Source organism: Agrobacterium tumefaciens, assembly GCF_005221385.1.
In the GTDB taxonomy this organism is placed as follows: domain Bacteria; phylum Pseudomonadota; class Alphaproteobacteria; order Rhizobiales; family Rhizobiaceae; genus Agrobacterium; species Agrobacterium tomkonis.
In genome coordinates this window covers 1,793,624-1,809,348 of the sequence record NZ_CP039903.1, presented here as the reverse complement: position 1 = coordinate 1,809,348, position 15,725 = coordinate 1,793,624, and the positions used below count along the sequence as shown (strand labels likewise).

General features: G+C 59.9%; 14 protein-coding genes and 1 tRNA gene. 12 read left to right on the top strand and 3 right to left on the bottom strand.

What is annotated here, in order from left to right; genetic code table 11:
- The first annotated feature begins 2 nt into the window (after positions 1–2).
- Positions 3–1,268, top strand: a complete 1,266-nt coding sequence (locus CFBP6623_RS09145) for an NAD(P)/FAD-dependent oxidoreductase (RefSeq protein WP_046798123.1) — start codon at positions 3–5, stop codon at positions 1,266–1,268.
- A 227-nt stretch (positions 1,269–1,495) separates the two neighbouring features.
- On the opposite strand, the gene CFBP6623_RS09140 is transcribed toward CFBP6623_RS09145, so the two are convergent.
- A complete protein-coding gene (locus CFBP6623_RS09140; RefSeq protein ID WP_052817970.1) occupies positions 1,496–2,542 on the bottom strand; it encodes an NAD(P)-dependent alcohol dehydrogenase in 1,047 nt (348 codons plus the stop codon).
- A 189-nt stretch (positions 2,543–2,731) separates the two neighbouring features.
- On the opposite strand from CFBP6623_RS09140, the gene CFBP6623_RS09135 reads away from it, so the two are divergent.
- The 5 genes from CFBP6623_RS09135 to CFBP6623_RS09110 all read left to right on the top strand — a co-directional run bounded on the left by CFBP6623_RS09135 (position 2,732) and on the right by CFBP6623_RS09110 (position 6,430).
- A complete protein-coding gene (locus tag CFBP6623_RS09135) occupies positions 2,732–3,640 on the top strand; it encodes an AraC family transcriptional regulator (RefSeq protein ID WP_080841963.1) in 909 nt (302 codons plus the stop codon).
- Positions 3,641–4,049: 409 nt separating this feature from the next.
- Positions 4,050–4,703: a TetR/AcrR family transcriptional regulator gene (locus tag CFBP6623_RS09125; RefSeq protein WP_046798126.1), complete on the top strand. Its 654-nt coding sequence runs from the start codon at positions 4,050–4,052 to the stop codon at positions 4,701–4,703.
- Positions 4,704–4,752: 49 nt separating this feature from the next.
- A complete protein-coding gene (ilvC, locus tag CFBP6623_RS09120) occupies positions 4,753–5,772 on the top strand; it encodes a ketol-acid reductoisomerase (protein WP_046798127.1) in 1,020 nt (339 codons plus the stop codon).
- Between the two features lie 137 nt (positions 5,773–5,909).
- Positions 5,910–6,164, top strand: a complete 255-nt coding sequence (locus CFBP6623_RS09115; protein ID WP_046798128.1) for a type II toxin-antitoxin system Phd/YefM family antitoxin — start codon at positions 5,910–5,912, stop codon at positions 6,162–6,164.
- The gene (locus CFBP6623_RS09110) at positions 6,161–6,430 is read left to right on the top strand and encodes a Txe/YoeB family addiction module toxin (RefSeq protein ID WP_080841964.1); all 270 of its coding nucleotides are present in this window, start codon (positions 6,161–6,163) and stop codon (positions 6,428–6,430) included. Before CFBP6623_RS09115 ends, CFBP6623_RS09110 begins: the two co-directional genes overlap by 4 nt.
- Before the next feature lie 4 nt (positions 6,431–6,434).
- Here CFBP6623_RS09110 and CFBP6623_RS09105 read toward each other — a convergent pair whose 3' ends face one another.
- Complete coding sequence (locus tag CFBP6623_RS09105; RefSeq protein WP_080841965.1) at positions 6,435–6,884, bottom strand: RbsD/FucU family protein; 450 nt, start codon at positions 6,882–6,884, stop codon at positions 6,435–6,437.
- A gap of 274 nt (positions 6,885–7,158) precedes the next feature.
- Here CFBP6623_RS09105 and CFBP6623_RS09100 point away from each other — a divergent pair, with 274 nt between their 5' ends.
- From CFBP6623_RS09100 to CFBP6623_RS09080, 5 genes are all read left to right on the top strand, one after another.
- Positions 7,159–8,403: a PLP-dependent aminotransferase family protein gene (locus CFBP6623_RS09100; RefSeq protein ID WP_046798131.1), complete on the top strand. Its 1,245-nt coding sequence runs from the start codon at positions 7,159–7,161 to the stop codon at positions 8,401–8,403.
- A gap of 335 nt (positions 8,404–8,738) precedes the next feature.
- On the top strand, positions 8,739–9,722 hold the full coding sequence (locus CFBP6623_RS09095; RefSeq protein WP_046798132.1) for an ABC transporter substrate-binding protein: 984 nt from the start codon (positions 8,739–8,741) through the stop codon (positions 9,720–9,722).
- A 9-nt stretch (positions 9,723–9,731) separates the two neighbouring features.
- Entirely contained in the window at positions 9,732–11,426 is a 1,695-nt protein-coding gene (locus tag CFBP6623_RS09090) for an ABC transporter permease (RefSeq protein WP_046798133.1), read from the top strand.
- Positions 11,414–12,442, top strand: coding sequence for an ABC transporter ATP-binding protein (locus CFBP6623_RS09085; RefSeq protein WP_046798134.1), 1,029 nt, complete (start codon positions 11,414–11,416; stop codon positions 12,440–12,442). Before CFBP6623_RS09090 ends, CFBP6623_RS09085 begins: the two co-directional genes overlap by 13 nt.
- 59 nt (positions 12,443–12,501) lie before the next feature.
- Complete coding sequence (locus CFBP6623_RS09080; protein WP_046798135.1) at positions 12,502–13,611, top strand: endonuclease/exonuclease/phosphatase family protein; 1,110 nt, start codon at positions 12,502–12,504, stop codon at positions 13,609–13,611.
- 33 nt (positions 13,612–13,644) lie between these two features.
- Here CFBP6623_RS09080 and CFBP6623_RS09075 read toward each other — a convergent pair whose 3' ends face one another.
- Positions 13,645–15,384, bottom strand: a complete 1,740-nt coding sequence (locus tag CFBP6623_RS09075; protein WP_080841966.1) for a GGDEF domain-containing protein — start codon at positions 15,382–15,384, stop codon at positions 13,645–13,647.
- Between the two features lie 210 nt (positions 15,385–15,594).
- Between CFBP6623_RS09075 and CFBP6623_RS09070 the strand changes: the two genes are divergently transcribed.
- Positions 15,595–15,670: transfer RNA gene (locus CFBP6623_RS09070), tRNA-Thr, on the top strand.
- Positions 15,671–15,725 lie beyond the last annotated feature (55 nt).

Here is a 15,725-nt window from a genome sequence, read left to right as displayed (position 1 = left end):
ATATGCAAGAACATCATGTTGTCGTCGTGGGTGGAGGCTTCGGCGGTTTGCAACTGGTACATGGGCTGGAGGGGGCCCCTGTCCGCATTACACTGATCGATCGCCGCAACCATCACCTGTTCCAGCCATTGCTTTATCAGGTTGCAACGACAGCTCTCGCGACATCTGAAATCGCCTGGCCGATCCGCCATCTCTACCGCGACCGCAAGGAGGTGACGACCCTGCTTGCGGAGGTGACCGGCATAGACCGGGCGGCGCGGACCGTGCATTTAAGTTCGGGTCAGGTGATCGGTTTCGATACGCTGGTGCTGGCAACCGGCGCCCGCCACGCCTATTTCGGCCGCGACGAGTGGGAGCGTTCCGCCCCCGGCCTCAAGACGCTTGAAGATGCGACGACAATCCGTCGCCGCCTGCTTCTGGCTTTTGAGCGGGCCGAACTCGCCACCAGCGAAGAGGAACGGCAGGCGCTGCTGACCTTCGTCATTATCGGCGCAGGGCCGACGGGCGTGGAAATGGCAGGCATGATTGCTGAACTGGCCCACAAGGCGCTGCCGCCGGAATTCCGCAATGTCGACACCCGGCAGACCCGCGTACTGCTTGTCGAGGCCGGACCCCGCGTCCTGCCGGTTTTCACTGAGGATCTTTCCGCCTATGCCAAGGAAGCGCTTGAAAAGCTCGGCGTCGAGGTTCTGCTTGGTACGCCGGTGACGGCCTGCACCGATGAGGGCGTGACGGTGGGCGAGACCTATTATGCCTGCCGCACCGTTGTCTGGGCCGCCGGCGTGCAAGCGTCTCCCGCCGCGAAGTGGCTGGATGCCGCTGCCGACCGGGCGGGACGCGCGATTGTCGGGCCGCATCTCAACCTGGAAGACGATGCTGACATCTTCGTCATCGGCGATACGGCCGCCGTCAATCAGGAAAACGGCAAGCCGGTGCCGGGCATTGCGCCCGCGGCGAAGCAGCAGGGCGCTTATGTTGCAAAGGTCATCAGGGCGCGGCTGGACGGCAAACCCTTGCCGGCACCGTTCCGCTACAGCCATCAGGGCAATCTCGCCACCATCGGTAAACGTGCGGCGGTGATCGATTTCGGCAGGTTCAAGCTGAAGGGCGTGCTGGCGTGGTGGATTTGGGGCCTTGCCCACATCTACTTCCTGATCGGAACACGTTCGCGGCTTGCCGTGGCATGGAGCTGGCTGTGGATTTATCTGAGCGGGCAGCATAGCGCGCGGCTGATTACCCAGAAAGAGACGCTGAAGGACGAGGCCTGAGCGTCGGGCGGGCAACAAGAAAGGGCGGGAAGCATGTGCTTCCCGCCCTTATGTCATGACAGCTGCCCCAAACTACTCCTCCGTCATGCCGGACTTGATCCGGCATCCAGCCGACGCGCGTCTGCGCGGCGAGAAGAGTTTTCAGCCCAAGGACTTGGGCTGGCTGGACCGCGGGTCTGGTCCGGGGTGACGGCGTGTGGATGTGGCGTGTTTGCCCGATCCAACGCTTAAGCGTCGAGCGACGCCATATCGATGACGAAGCGGTAACGCACGTCGCTCTTCAGCACGCGCTCATAGGCTTCGTTGACGTCCTGGATGTTGATCGTCTCGATCTCCGAGACGATGTTGTGCTCGCCGCAGAAATCCAGCATTTCCTGGGTTTCCTTGATCGAACCGATCATCGAGCCGGAGAGGTTCTTCGCACCGAAGATGAGCGCGAAGGCGTGGACCGGGATCGGATGTTCCGGTGCGCCGACGACGACCATGCTGCCCTTGGGCTTCAGGAGGCCGAGATAGGCATTCCAGTCGATGGCGACGCCGGCCGTGCAGATGATCAGGTCGAAAGTGCCGGCCAGCTTCTCGAAGGTTGAGGCGTCGCTGGTGGCGTAATATTCCTTCGCGCCGAGCTTCAGGCCGTCTTCCTTCTTCGACAGCGTCTGGGAGAGAACGGTGATATCCGCGCCCATGGCTGCACCGAGCTTGACGCCCATATGGCCGAGGCCGCCCATGCCGACAATCGCGACCTTCTGGCCGGGACCCGCATTCCAGCGGCGCAGCGGCGAATAGAGCGTGATGCCGGCGCACAGAAGCGGCGCGGAAGCGTCGAGCGGCAGGTTGTCCGGGATCGACAGGACATAACCTTCCTTGACGACGATGGAGTCGGAATAACCGCCATGGGTTGCGGTCTTCGTGAACGGATCGACGTCATTATAGGTCTGGACCAGACCGGGCATATAATGCTCGTTGTCGAGATCGCGGGTGGCGCAACCGACGCAGGAATCGACGAAGCAGCCGACGCCGACATGGTCGCCGACCTTGAACTTCGTGACCTTGGAGCCGACGGCTTTCACGACGCCGGCGATTTCATGGCCGGGAACGATGGGGTAGACGGCGTTCTTCCATTCGTTGCGGACGGTGTGGATGTCCGAGTGGCAGATGCCGGCATATTTGATATCGATGACGACGTCGTCATCGTTCGGCTCGCGGCGTTCGAAGGTGAACGGGGTAAGCGGCTTCGACGCATCGGTCGCAGCGTAACCTCTAGCAATGGCCATCTGAATATCCTTTCGGGGGTTGGGGACGACGGAATATGCGATGGAAGCGCGACAGGGCGTTAGAGCGATCCTCCAGCCTTTTTGCACGATCCTGCAAAAATATGCGGGCGCGCTCTTTGCGCAGACGCAGAGGCTTTCTAGATAAAAGGCATCAGACGCATCTCTTCCTTCAGTTAAGGGATTTCCCCTATGTCCTTGCCGTTCAATGTCTATCAGGAGATCGCCTCCATTGCCGCGCGGCACGCCACCAGCGAGGGCGAGGTGCAGACGGCGATCGGATCTCTCGGCATCAGCCGGCGCACGACGCCGAGCGCGCCGTGCCACGGCAGCTATCGCCCGTGTCTCGCGATGGTGATCCAGGGCTCGAAAAGCGTTCAGCTGGGAACGGACACCATCAATTATGGCGCGGGTGACTATCTCCTGACCTCGCTTGACCTGCCGGTTGCATGGCGGGTGGTGGAGGCGAGCAGGGAGGTTCCGCATTTCTGCATCGCGCTTGCCATCGACAGTGAAAAGCTGCTCGATCTCATGCGCCGCGTCCCCATCGATCCGCCCGCTGAGCCGGCGAATGCGCAGCGCGGCATCGTCGTCAATACGGCAACGCCGGAACTTCTCGATGCGGCTATCCGCCTGTTGCGTCTGCTCGATCGTCCAGCCGACATTGACGCCATGGCGCCGCTCATCGAACAGGAAATCCTCTACCGCATCCTGACCGGGCCGGCGGGCGGGCAATTGATGAACATCATCGCGGCCGGCAGCCATGGCAACCGCATCGCCCGCGCCATTGCCTGGCTGCGCGAGAATTTCGCACGCCAGCTGCGTATCGAGGATCTGGCCGATCATATCGGCATGAGCGTCTCGTCCTTCCACCATCACTTCAAGACGATCACGGCCATGACGCCGGTTCAGTACCAGAAACAGCTGCGGCTGCATGAGGCGCGGCGGCTGATGCTGCTGGAGCGGCTGGATGCGGGCACCGCCGGCCATCGCGTCGGATATCAGAGCCCATCGCAGTTCAGCCGTGAATATAGCCGTTTCTACGGGTTATCGCCGTCGCGGGATATCGATGCATCGCGGGAGATCAGCGCGGCTGGGTAGATTGGTTCTTTGGGACAGTGGTTCATTAACAGCGGACTGAGGTGCGTGGGGCTTACCCCCCTCTGCCCTGCCGGGCATCTCCCCCTCAAGGGGGGAGATCGGCAGGAGGCCCTACCGTCGCTCCATTTGCAAACGTTGAAATGGGCGAGACCAAACCACGAGTCGATCTCCCCCCTTGAGGGGGAGATGCCCGGCAGGGCAGAGGGGGGGTAAACCCCACCCACCTCGGTCCGCTACCCACGCAAAATTCCCTGGAGGCTCACCTCAAGCTTGCAGTCATACTCCGGGGCAGCACGTCAATTCTCATCCTCCCCTGAAGAATCCGCTTGACCCCAACGCAGCCTCCGCTTAAATGGCGCTCGAACCGTACCGTACGGTACATTAATCGAGCCTCTGGAGTGGAAAAGACTTGGCTTCCGACCCGATCACAGCGCAGGAATTTTCGCCGCGCCAGAACGCCGTTCTGGACCAGGCATTGCGTCTTCTGGTCGAGGGCGGAGAGAAAGCGCTGACGACATCCGGTCTGGCGCGCGCGGCCAACTGTTCCAAGGAAAGCCTCTATAAATGGTTTGGCGACCGGGACGGTCTGCTGGCGGCGATGATCACCTTTCAGCAGAGCAAGGTGCGCACCTTCGAGAAGGCGGGCGACCGCGTCTCCGCGCCGCAGCTGGCCGATCATCTCGAAGTTTTTGCGCATGATCTGCTGGACGTTCTGGCGGGCGATGTGTCGCTGGCGCTCAACCGTCTGGCGATAGGGCAGGCGAGCCGCGACGGTTCCAAGCTCGGCGATCTGCTGCTCGAACGCGGCCGTCGTCAGATCGACCGCCGCGCCCGCGGGCTGATCGAGGCGGGCCGCCGTTCCGGCTACCTGCGTTTCGATGATGCCGAAGAGGCATATCGCAGTTTTTACGGCCTCATCGTTTCGGATCTGCATGTGCGCATGCTGCTGGGCGAGGCGCCGGACAAGGATTTTTCCGGCCGGGCGAAGAAGGCGGTCGTCGCCTTTCTGACCCTCTACGGCACGGAAAAGGTACATTCGGAACTCAGCGGCAAACCCGCCTGACATTCCGGTTCAGACAACTGAGAGACAAGCATTAGGGAAGGACCATAAAATGCGCGTTTATTATGATCGTGATGCCGATCTCAATCTCATCAAGTCCAAGAATGTCGTCATCGTCGGTTACGGCTCCCAGGGCCGCGCCCATGCGCTGAACCTCAAGGATTCCGGCGCCAAGAACGTCGTCATCGCTCTGAAGGCCGGTTCGCCGACCGTCAAGAAGGCCGAAGCCGACGGCTTCAAGGTCATGACCGTTGCCGAAGCTGCCAAGTGGGGCGACCTCCTGATGATGGCGACGCCGGACGAACTCCAGGCCGACATCTACAAGGCCGACATCGCCGGCAACATCCGCGACGGCGCAGCGATTGCTTTCGCACACGGCCTCAACGTTCACTTCGGCCTCATCGAGCCGAAGGCGTCGCTCGACGTCGTCATGATCGCACCGAAGGGCCCTGGCCACACGGTTCGCGGCGAATACCAGAAGGGCGGCGGCGTTCCTTGCCTCGTTGCCGTTCACCAGAACGCTTCCGGCAATGCGCTTGAACTCGCTCTCTCCTACGCCTGTGGCGTTGGTGGCGGTCGTTCGGGCATCATCGAAACCAACTTCAAGGAAGAGTGCGAAACTGACCTCTTCGGCGAACAGGTCGTTCTGTGCGGCGGTCTCGTCGAGCTCATCCGCGCCGGTTTCGAAACGCTGGTCGAAGCCGGTTACGCACCGGAAATGGCCTATTTCGAATGCCTGCACGAAGTGAAGCTGATCGTCGACCTGATCTATGAAGGCGGCATCGCCAACATGAACTACTCGATCTCCAACACGGCCGAGTGGGGCGAATACGTCACCGGCCCGCGCATCATCACTGCCGACACCAAGGCTGAAATGAAGCGCGTCCTGCACGACATCCAGACCGGCAAGTTCACCTCCGAGTGGATGCAGGAATGGAAGGCCGGCGGCGCCCGCTTCAAGGGCATTCGTCGCAATAACGACGCCCACCAGATCGAAGAAGTCGGCGCCAAGCTGCGCGGCATGATGCCCTGGATCGGCAAGAACAAGCTGGTCGACAAGGCTGTCAACTAAGCTTCATTGTTTGGTGGAAGATATGGAGGCCGGAGCGAAAGCTCCGGCCTTTTTCGTTCTGGGGCAAACTACGTAACCTTGACTTTCGTCGTCGAATGCGTACATAAATCTGTACATATTTCCGAAAGGCGGCTTCTATGGCAAATGTGCGATTTACGGAATTCCGTCAGAACTTCGCGACCCATTTCGACCGGGTTCTCGAGACGCGGGCGCCCCTGCTGGTTACCCGGCAGGGTAAGGAAGCCGTGGTGGTTCTCGCTGAAGGTGAATATGAGAGCATGCAGGAAACGTTGCATCTGCTTTCCAACCCTGCAAACGCCTCACGGCTTCGCAATTCCATGCAGGAGCTTGAACGTGGAAATACAGTCGAGCGGGATCCGACCGAAGAATGAAGCTCGTCTGGAGCTTGAGTTCGTGGGACGATTATGAGTTCTGGCAGAGAACCGATGCCCGCATGGTCGAGAAAATCACCGACCTTATTCGAAATGCCAAACGCACACCCTTTTCAGGGCTTGGAAAGCCGGAGCCCTTGAAGGGCGACATGGCCGGTTACTGGTCGCGGAGAATTACCGGCGAGCATCGCTTTGTCTATCGGGTGTCCGGGTCTGGAAGCGAGCAAAAGCTGGAGATTGTTCAGTGCCGCTTCCATTACCAGTAGCCGCTTACTTCGGCTGGATAACGCCCTTCGTCAGCAGAAAGCAGCCGTAAAACCGCGTCTCGCCAGTGGTGATGACGCAATAGGCCTGCTTGGCTTTTTCGTAAAAAGCGAAACGCTCGATACCGTACATCGGCGCGGATTTTCCTTCCGCCGCGTCGATTTCCTGCTGCACCTCGGCCTGCACCGGCTCCAGCTGATCGGGCGCGCCCATCACTTCCATGCGCCCGACCGAGGGCTGCAACGGCGTGTCGAGCGGCAGCACTGACAGGATTGCCTTCATGGCGCGGGCGGCCGAGACATTGTCGATATGCAGCACCTTGCCGACCGTCGTGTGGCGGGCAACCGAATCGGACGGGAAATTGGTGTCCGATATCACCAGCGTATCGCCGTGACCCATGGCGCGCAGCGCGTGCAGAACATCGGCATTCAGCGCCGGGTCGATATTTTTCAACATGTGTTCGAACTCCCATCATGGTCACGCCATTTGCGGCACTGCCGCGCAATCCAGCCGGAAATGCGTGTGGCGTCAATCTCAAACGGAAGATTGTTAAGCTTTACCGGAGGGTGTATCTGGCTTTGTCCGGAAAAACGGCCGCGAATGCGAGGCTGTGGCGGACACCGTGCAGGGAGGCAGAAATAATTCGAAAAACTGATAAGTCAGTATTGCTGACATATCGACATTTCTGTAAAGATGCACGCATAAAAACGACACAAGAGGAAACGTACCCATGCTTGATTGGGAACAAATTTTCGCCACGCGCTCTTCGCGCATGAAAGCGTCTGAAATCCGCGAGCTGCTGAAGCTGCTCGAGCAGCCCGATATCATTTCCTTTGCCGGTGGCATTCCGGACCCGGCTCTTTTTCCCGCAGAGGAATTCCAGCAGGCTTATGCGGAAATTTTTTCCGGTGCGCAGGTCAATGCAGCGCTGCAATATTCGGTGAGCGAGGGTTACAAGCCGCTGCGCGAATGGCTGGCGGGCGAGATGGCCGACATCGGCATCGACTGCACCGCCGACAACGTCTTCATCGTTTCCGGCTCGCAGCAAGGTCTCGATTATCTCGGCAAGCTGTTCCTGTCGCCGAAGGATACGGCGCTCGTCACCTGGCCGACCTATCTCGGCGCGCTCTCCGCCTTCAACGCCTACGAGCCGAATTACGATCAGCTCAATCCCGGCGGCAACCGTACGCCCGAGGCTTATCGCGAAACCGCCGCCAAGCATGGCGGTGCGGTCAAGTTCGCCTATCTCTCGGCCGATTTCTCCAACCCCACCGGCGAAACAGTTGATCTGGCCGGCCGCGAGAAGGTTCTGGCGCTGGCAGACGAGCTGGATATCGCCGTCATCGAAGACGCCGCCTACCAGTCGCTGCGTTACGATGGCGAGGCTGTTCCGCCGATCATGGCGCTCGACATCTCCCGTTCGGGCGGCATCGAGAATACCCGCACCATCTATTGCGGCAGCTTTTCGAAGACGCTCGCGCCGGGCCTTCGTGTCGGTTACATCGTCGCTTCCGCGCCAGTGATCCGCAAGTTGGTGCTGATGAAGCAGGCCGCCGACCTGCATTCCTCGACCATCAACCAGATCGCCATCGAACGCGTTGCCTCGCGTGGCTTCGACAGCCAAGTCGCCAAGATCAAGGCCGCCTATAGCGCCCGCCGTAATGCGATGCTGGCCGCGCTCGACAAGTACATGCCGAAGGGTACACACTGGACGAAGCCGGAAGGCGGCATGTTCATCTGGGTGACGCTGCCTGAGGGTATGGATGGGGCCGCGCTGCTGGCGAAATCCATCGCCACGGAAAAGGTGGCCTTCGTTCCCGGCCGTGCTTTCTTTGCGGATGGCTCGGGTACGAACACGCTGCGCATCAGCTTCTCCTGCGCCAACGAGGCGATGATCGAAGAGGGTATGAAGCGGCTTGGCCGGTTGATTACGACGGCACAGGCGGAAACGGGCGAAGTGCTTCCGGCGATTTGATAGCGTCTCTAGGAAATGGCGGCGGGTGTGGCTTCACCCCCCTCTGTCCTGCCGGACATCTCCCCCACAAGGGGGGAGATCGACTCGTGGTTGGGTTTCGCCCATCTCAACGTTTTGCGAATGGAGCGGTGGTAGCGCCTCCTGCCGATCTCCCTCCTTGTGGGGGAGATGCCCGGCAGGGCAGAGGGGGGTAAGCCGCAATCTCCAATAAGAGTTGCACTCTCCTGCCTGACGCTCCCATGTATTAAGGAGATCATCCCCCAAAAATCCTGCCTGTCACATACATGTTATGCAATCATGTTTTAGCGGTCCCACCAACAACAGGGACTGGACCCATGAAAACGCTGCTCTCCGCTTTCACCGCCATCGTATCGTTCGGCTTCATCGCCACCGCTGCCAATGCTGCCGATCTGGTGCTCTATACCAGCCAGCCGAACGAGGACGCGCAGGCGACCGTTGATGGTTTCAAGGCCGCCAATCCCGGTCTCGAAGTCGAATGGGTGCGTGACGGAACGCCGAAGATCATGGCGAAGCTGATGGCCGAGATCAGCGCCGGCAATCCGGTTGCCGACGTGCTCTTGATCGCCGATACCGTGACGCTCGAGCGCATGAAGCAGGCTGGCCAGTTGCTGGCCCACAAGTCTGCCGAAGCCAAGAACATCGACGCTTCGCTTTATGATGCGGACGGCTTTTATTATTCCACCAAGCTCATCACAACAGGCATCATGTACAACACCGCTGCCGCAATGAAGCCGACGAGCTGGAAGGATCTGGCCAAGGCTGAAGCCAAGGGTCTCGTGACGATGCCAAGCCCGCTGACCTCGGGTGCGGCGCTGATCCATGCGCAGACGCTTGCTGCTGCCGATGGTCTCGGCTGGGACTATTACAAGCAGCTGAAGGCCAATGAAGCCATTGCCGGCGGCGGCAACGGTGCGGTTCTGAAGTCGGTCGCTTCGGGCGAAAAGGCCTATGGCGTGGTCGTCGATTACATGCCGATCCGCGAGAAGGCCAAGGGCGCACCGGTCGAGTTCGTCTTCCCGGAAGAGGGCGTTTCCGCCGTCACCGAACCGGTCGCGATCATCAAGGGCACCAAGCACGAGGAAGCGGCCAAGAAGTTCGTCGATTACGTGCTTTCTGAAAAGGGCCAGCAGGGCTTCGTCAAGCTCGGTTACATCCCTGTTCGTGCCGATGCCGGCATGCCGGAAGGGTTCCCGGCGCGCGACAAGATCAAGGTTCTGCCGCTCAGCGCCGCTGATGCGCTGAAGAACTCCGAACAGGACCTGAAGACCTTCTCCGATATTTTCGGCTCCAAGGGCTGATAGTGCGGCATGTCCCGTTCAAGTGCCTATGGAAACAGCCAGCCGCGCTGGCTGTTTCCTTTTGTGGTCAGCGTTGTTTTTGCGCTCAGCGCCCTGCCGCTCGGGCGGCTGGCCTATACCGGTATCATCTCATCACTCAATGGTGACATATGGCGGCTTCTCGCTGATCCAGCCCTTTGGGATGCGGCGCTGAACACGCTTTCCACCTCGTTTTTCGGCATGCTGATCTCGCTGGCGATTGGCGGCGCCTTCGCGCTTTCGCTGACGCTCTGCGACATTCGCGGCAAGTCGATTTTAAGCTTCCTGTTCATGCTGCCGATGATGATCCCGCCGCAGGTGACGGCGCTGTCGTGGATCGGCATGACCGGCCCGTCGAGTACGTTGTTGAAGGCTATCGGCCTTGCGCCGGCGATGGGATCGCCGCAACCGCTTTATTCGATTGCGGGCATCGCGCTTTTGCTCGGCGTGCAGCACGCACCGCTGGTTTATCTGTCGCTGCGCGCCGGTCTGCTTGCGCTGCCGCAGGATGGCATCGAGGCCGCCAGGCTTTCCGGTGCTTCACCGCGCCGCGTGCTGTTCGATATCATCCTGCCGCTCTCCACGCCGGGCTTGATCGCGGGTGCCGCGATCTCCTTCGTGTCCAATGTCGGCAATTTCGGCATTCCGGCGATCCTCGGCATTCCCGCGTCAATCTTCACCCTGCCGACGCTGATCTACAGCCGTTTTGCCAGTTTCGGCGCGAGCACATTCGGCGATATCGCCATTCTCTCCACCATGATCGCCATCATCTCGGTCGCCGGGCTTGCTCTTCAGGAACGGGCGATGAAGGGCAGGGATTATCGGATCATCGGTCTTTCCGGCAAGGCCGCGACCTTTGGGCTGTCGCGCTGGCGGATGGTGGCCGAGCTTGCTTTGTGGCTCGTGCTGTTCTTCATGCTGGTCGCACCGCTTGCCGCGCTGGTGGCAAGTTCGCTCGCCCCCGCCTATGGCGTGCCGCTCAGCCTCAAGACCGCGACGCTGCATGCCTATGAGGAACTGCTTTATCGCCAGAGCGTAACCCGTACCGCCTTCCGCAATTCGCTGTTTCTGGCATCCGCCACATCGCTTTGCCTATTGGCGGTGACGGTGCTGACCGCCTATTTTCTGGTGCGGGGCAAAAGCCGCTTCATGTTCCTGCTGTCGGCGCTGGTGGATATTCCCTATGCATTGCCGGGCGTGGTGATTTCCGTATCCTTTGTCCTGCTTTTCGCAGCCCCCATTCCGCTGCTCGGCTTCACGCTTTACGGCACGATCTGGATCATATTGCTCGCCTATTTCTCCTCCTTCTTCGCCGTCAGCCTTAAGCCGATGGTCAGCGCCTTTCTGCAATTCGACCCGTCGCTGGAAGAGGCGGCGCGGTTGTCCGGCGCCGGTTTCTGGCGGCGGTTGAAGGATATCATCCTGCCGCTGGTCGGGCCTGCGGCGGGGGCTTCGGTCATTCTCGTTTTCCTGATCGCCTGCAACGAGTTGACGGTGTCGGCACTGCTGTGGTCGGCCGGCACGCAGACGCTCGGTGTGCTCATCTACAATCTCGATGACAGCGGCAGCTTCGATCTTGCTTCGGCACTTTCGGTGCTTGTCGTCATCATGGTGATTTTCCTCATGGCTCTGCTCGAAATTTTGGGGCGCTATCTGCCGAAAGGAGTGGTTCCTTGGCGAAACTGATTCTCAACCGCCTGTCGAAAAATTTTGGAGCCGGATCGAAGCCTGCCGTCGATGATGTGTCGCTCACCGTACGTGACGGCGGCTTCCTAGCCTTGCTCGGCCCTTCCGGCTGCGGCAAGACCACGGTGCTGCGCATGATCGCCGGTTTCGAACAGCCGACCGACGGTTCCATCCTGCTTGGCGAGCGCGTGCTGGCCGATGGGGGCAGCATGGTGCCGCCGGAGCGGCGCAACATGGCGATGGTGTTCCAGTCCTATGCCCTGTGGCCGCATATGTCGGTTGCCGACAATGTCGGTTATCCCCTCAAGGTGCGCGGCATTTCCGGTGAGAAATATCGCGAGAAGGTGCGCCAGGCGCTGGCGGCCGTGCGTCTCGAAAGTTTCGCGGATCGCCGCCCCGCTGAATTGTCCGGTGGCCAGCGGCAACGCGTGGCGCTGGCCCGTTGCCTCGTTACCGAGCCTGATGTGGTGCTGCTCGACGAACCGCTCGCCAATCTCGACCGGCATCTGCGTCAGGAGATGGAGGAAACGTTTCGCGAGTTCCACATCCGCTCCGGCGCGACGATGATCTATGTCACCCATGATCAGGCCGAGGCCATGGCGCTCGCGACGGATGTGGCCGTCATGTCGCAAGGCAGGTTGCTGCAGGTGGCGCCACCGGCAGAGCTTTATGCGCGGCCGGAGGGACGGCTGGTCGGTTCGCTGGTGGGGCAGGGCGCGATCCTGACCCTGCCGGTAGCGGAAGGGGTTTCGCGCGATCTTGACTGGACGGCGCTTCGGGCGGCGATGGAGAGCGGCAGGCACTTGCCGCAGGCGGATTTTCTTGTGCGGCCACAGGATGTGGTGCGGGACGCTGAGGGTGTCAGTTGCACCGTCACTTCGGTCCTTTACGAGGGGGAGCGTTATGCTCTTCGTCTTGACCTGCCGGATGGGCAGGCGCTCAGGGCCTATTCGCGGGAAGCGGTTGCCATCGGAGACCGTTTGCCGGTTGCCATTCGTGCGGCCTGGCGTCTTTAAACTATTGGCGAGGCGGGGCAGGAGCGGCTAAGCTCCTATTCCAGCAACAGGAATGAAACATGTCGCTTCGGCTTGCCACCTTCAATATCGAAAATCTTCTTACCCGTTTTGATTTCACCGGGTTTCGCAACCAGACACGGCGCGACAGGGCGATCCAGCTGTTCGATATCAGGGACGAGGCGACCTATCAGGCGCTTGAAAGCGCGCGGACAGTCTCCTCTACCGACGATACGCGCCAGCTTTCGGCGCTCGCCATAGCGGACGCGGATGCGGATATTCTCTGCCTGCAGGAGGTCGATAACATGGCCGCGTTGCAGGCCTTTGAATATGGCTATCTTTACCGCATGGTCGGCAATGGCTACCTGCAGAAATATCTGGTCGAGGGCAATGACAGCCGCGGCATCGATGTCGCCGTCGTCATGCGCGAGCAGACCCGTGATGGTGACAAAATCGAGGTGGTCGACATCAAGAGCCATGCGGCTCTGACCTATCGCAATCTCGATCTCTTCAATCCGGCGCTGGCTGCGACTAACCAGATCGACGACAAGATTTTCAAACGGGATTGCCTGGAAATAGACCTCCGGATCGGCGGCAAGCCGCTGACGCTTTACGTCACGCATTTCAAATCCATGACCAATTCCCGCGACCCGGTCGATGCGCGGCTCGCCACCATGCCGATCCGCGAGGCGGAAGCCATGGCCGTGCGCCGTATCATCGAAAACCGCTGGGGTGTCGGCAATACACGTAACAAGAATTTCGCCATTTGTGGCGATATGAACGATTATCAGGAGCGTGTGGCGATTTCCGGTGACCGGCGCAACGGCTACGGCTTCACGCCCATTGAGGAAGCGCGGAGCGCGCTCGATGTCTTCACCGCCGATGATTTCGTTACCAATCCGATGCTGCGCCGTGATGTCATGGATCGCTGGACGCTCTATCATTCCCGCGGGCCGCAGGAGCAGCATCTGTGCCAGCTGGATTATATCTGGCTTTCACCGCGCCTGGCTGAAATCAACGCGACAAGGGCTCCTGAAATCATCCGGGCGGGCCAGCCGTATCGCACCATCTTTCCGCCGGGGCAGGAAGTGGAGCGTTATCCGCGCACCGGCTGGGATCGCCCCAAGGCTTCCGATCACTGCCCGGTGGTGATGACGCTGGATTTGATCTAGAACCGCCGGCAGTTTGCTGATCCATGCCAGCATCTATCCGTTGGCGACCTTTGGGAAATAAGTGGCCCAGACGCGGTTGCGGCCGGCGCGTTTGGCTTCATAAAGCCGGTCGTCGGCGATTGCGATCAACTCGTCCCAGCTGCTTATCGCCCGCGCTTCCTGCCACACAACGCCAAAGCTTGCGGTCAGCGACAAGCCGCTTTGCTCATCAATGATCTGGGCTTCGATCAGGCGGCGAAGGCGGTCGGCGGTTGCCGTCGCGGTGGCATGGCTGACATCCTGGAGCACGACGACGAATTCCTCACCGCCGTAACGGGCCAGAATATCGTTCTTGCGCAATGCGCTGCGCAAAAGCCCCGCCGTCTTTTGCAGCGCGAGGTCGCCCATGGCATGGCCATAACGATCGTTGATCGATTTGAAGTGGTCAATATCGACAATCATCACGCCGAGCGACTGATACTGTTCCTCGCCGCTCAATATGGCACGAACGGCCTTTTCCAGCGCACGGCGATTGAAGACGCCCGTCAAGGAATCGGTTTCAGAGAGCGTGCGTAGCTGCTCGGCCAGCGCGCGCTGCTGGTTCTCCATTTCGCCTTTCTGGCGAAGCTGCTCGCGCAGGAAATCAAGTTCCTCGAACATCTTCTTCACTTCCGGGGCAACCCTGTCTTCACAACGGGTTTCGGAAAGGTCACCGGCGGCGATCGCGGCGATCTGCGCTCGGACGGATTGCATGGGCTGGAACAACGCCGTTCTATAGACGGAAGTGAGACGCAGCAGAACCAGAACCGCGATGGCGGCGAGAAGAAGGGATGCTCCACCAAAGACCAGAGCCTCGTTCTTTCTTTTTTCGAGTCTTGCCCGCGTTTCGGAGAGAATGAGGTCGCGCAGCGTATCGGACGAGCGCATGCCGGCAATGTAGTTCCTGGAGAATTCAAGAATGCTCGGCTGGGCGGAGGGCATGGCTATCACGATCGTATTCTGCGCGTAACGCAGTGCCTGACCGAAATAATAGGTCTCCATATCCTGAAACGCCTTGTCCAGTCCCGGCGTCGACAGGTAGGCGGCGGTGTAGTTGATCAGCGAGGCTTTCAGCGACAGCAGGCCCTGCATTTCATTATCGAACTTGGCGCGATACCCCAGCTTATCCTGCCGGTTTGCGCGCAGACTCATCACTACATAGGAGCCGAGTCTGCCAATCCTGTCGCGCATTACGCCGGCAGTGCCGGTCATCGCGATGTCGATCGCCACGTCGGGCGTGACCTTGATGACGGCGCGCGCCGCCTTGCCGCGCAGCAGGTTGACGCTATCGGCTGCCTTGAACATCGATAAAATCGCGTTGGACATGGCGCTCTGGCTGCGCGTGGAAGAAGGGAGCGCGGCAACCCGATCCACCGCTTCGCGGGATTGGGCGAGCTTCTGGCGGGTTTCAGCCAGTGATTTCGCCAGTTCGGGTTGCGTCTTGATTTCCTCGGTGAAGGAAACTTCAAGCTCCGACAGCTTGTCATCCGTCGCCTTGCGTGCAGCTGCAAGCCCCTCGACCAGTTTCGGATCGGGGGCGGGTGCGCCCATCAGATTGTTTGCAGGGCCGCGCTCGGCCGAGATCAGCCATGCGGACTGAAGTGCTGTTTCGAAACGGGTGAGCTGGGCGGCATTGGCGCGGTAACGCAGATAATTGGAGACACTTGGCACCGCGGCGAGAGTGGCCAGCAGAATTGAACTCGCGGCGATGACGATCGTGCCTGTCAGCTGTATTTTCTGTATGCTCGCGCGCATCTGAGGCGTATTTCTCGCTGCAATGGTTATGTTTCATCGCCATCTTACCGGCGCTGCGTAAATACTTCGCTTATTTTCCGGGCCTTTGCCGCGATGATGGTCTTCGAGACGTTAAGCGCATGTGATGTGGAAAAGATATTCGCTGATGCCGTGTCATCAGTTTTTGCTTTACACCAGATCAGAATCTGATAGTTGGCAAGGCACTGGATTGCCCTTGTAGCTCAGTTGGTAGAGCACCTGATTTGTAATCAGGGGGTCACGAGTTCGAACCTTGTCGGGGGCACCAGTATTTTCAACCACTTAGGTGCTTTCCCCCTGAAATTCCTGTCGCATCATGTCGC

What these genes read in the sequence shown, in the direction of transcription:
- CFBP6623_RS09145 (WP_046798123.1), top strand. Translation starts at nt 3, where the DNA reads ATGCAAGAACATCATGTTGTCGTCGTGGGTGGAGGCTTCGGCGGTTTG.
- CFBP6623_RS09140 (WP_052817970.1), bottom strand. Translation starts at nt 2,542, where the DNA reads ATGGCCATTGCTAGAGGTTACGCTGCGACCGATGCGTCGAAGCCGCTT.
- CFBP6623_RS09135 (WP_080841963.1), top strand. Translation starts at nt 2,732, where the DNA reads ATGTCCTTGCCGTTCAATGTCTATCAGGAGATCGCCTCCATTGCCGCG.
- ilvC (WP_046798127.1), top strand. Translation starts at nt 4,753, where the DNA reads ATGCGCGTTTATTATGATCGTGATGCCGATCTCAATCTCATCAAGTCC.
- CFBP6623_RS09115 (WP_046798128.1), top strand. Translation starts at nt 5,910, where the DNA reads ATGGCAAATGTGCGATTTACGGAATTCCGTCAGAACTTCGCGACCCAT.
- CFBP6623_RS09110 (WP_080841964.1), top strand. Translation starts at nt 6,161, where the DNA reads ATGAAGCTCGTCTGGAGCTTGAGTTCGTGGGACGATTATGAGTTCTGG.
- CFBP6623_RS09105 (WP_080841965.1), bottom strand. Translation starts at nt 6,884, where the DNA reads ATGTTGAAAAATATCGACCCGGCGCTGAATGCCGATGTTCTGCACGCG.
- CFBP6623_RS09100 (WP_046798131.1), top strand. Translation starts at nt 7,159, where the DNA reads ATGCTTGATTGGGAACAAATTTTCGCCACGCGCTCTTCGCGCATGAAA.
- CFBP6623_RS09095 (WP_046798132.1), top strand. Translation starts at nt 8,739, where the DNA reads ATGAAAACGCTGCTCTCCGCTTTCACCGCCATCGTATCGTTCGGCTTC.
- CFBP6623_RS09090 (WP_046798133.1), top strand. Translation starts at nt 9,732, where the DNA reads ATGTCCCGTTCAAGTGCCTATGGAAACAGCCAGCCGCGCTGGCTGTTT.
- CFBP6623_RS09080 (WP_046798135.1), top strand. Translation starts at nt 12,502, where the DNA reads ATGTCGCTTCGGCTTGCCACCTTCAATATCGAAAATCTTCTTACCCGT.
- CFBP6623_RS09075 (WP_080841966.1), bottom strand. Translation starts at nt 15,384, where the DNA reads ATGCGCGCGAGCATACAGAAAATACAGCTGACAGGCACGATCGTCATC.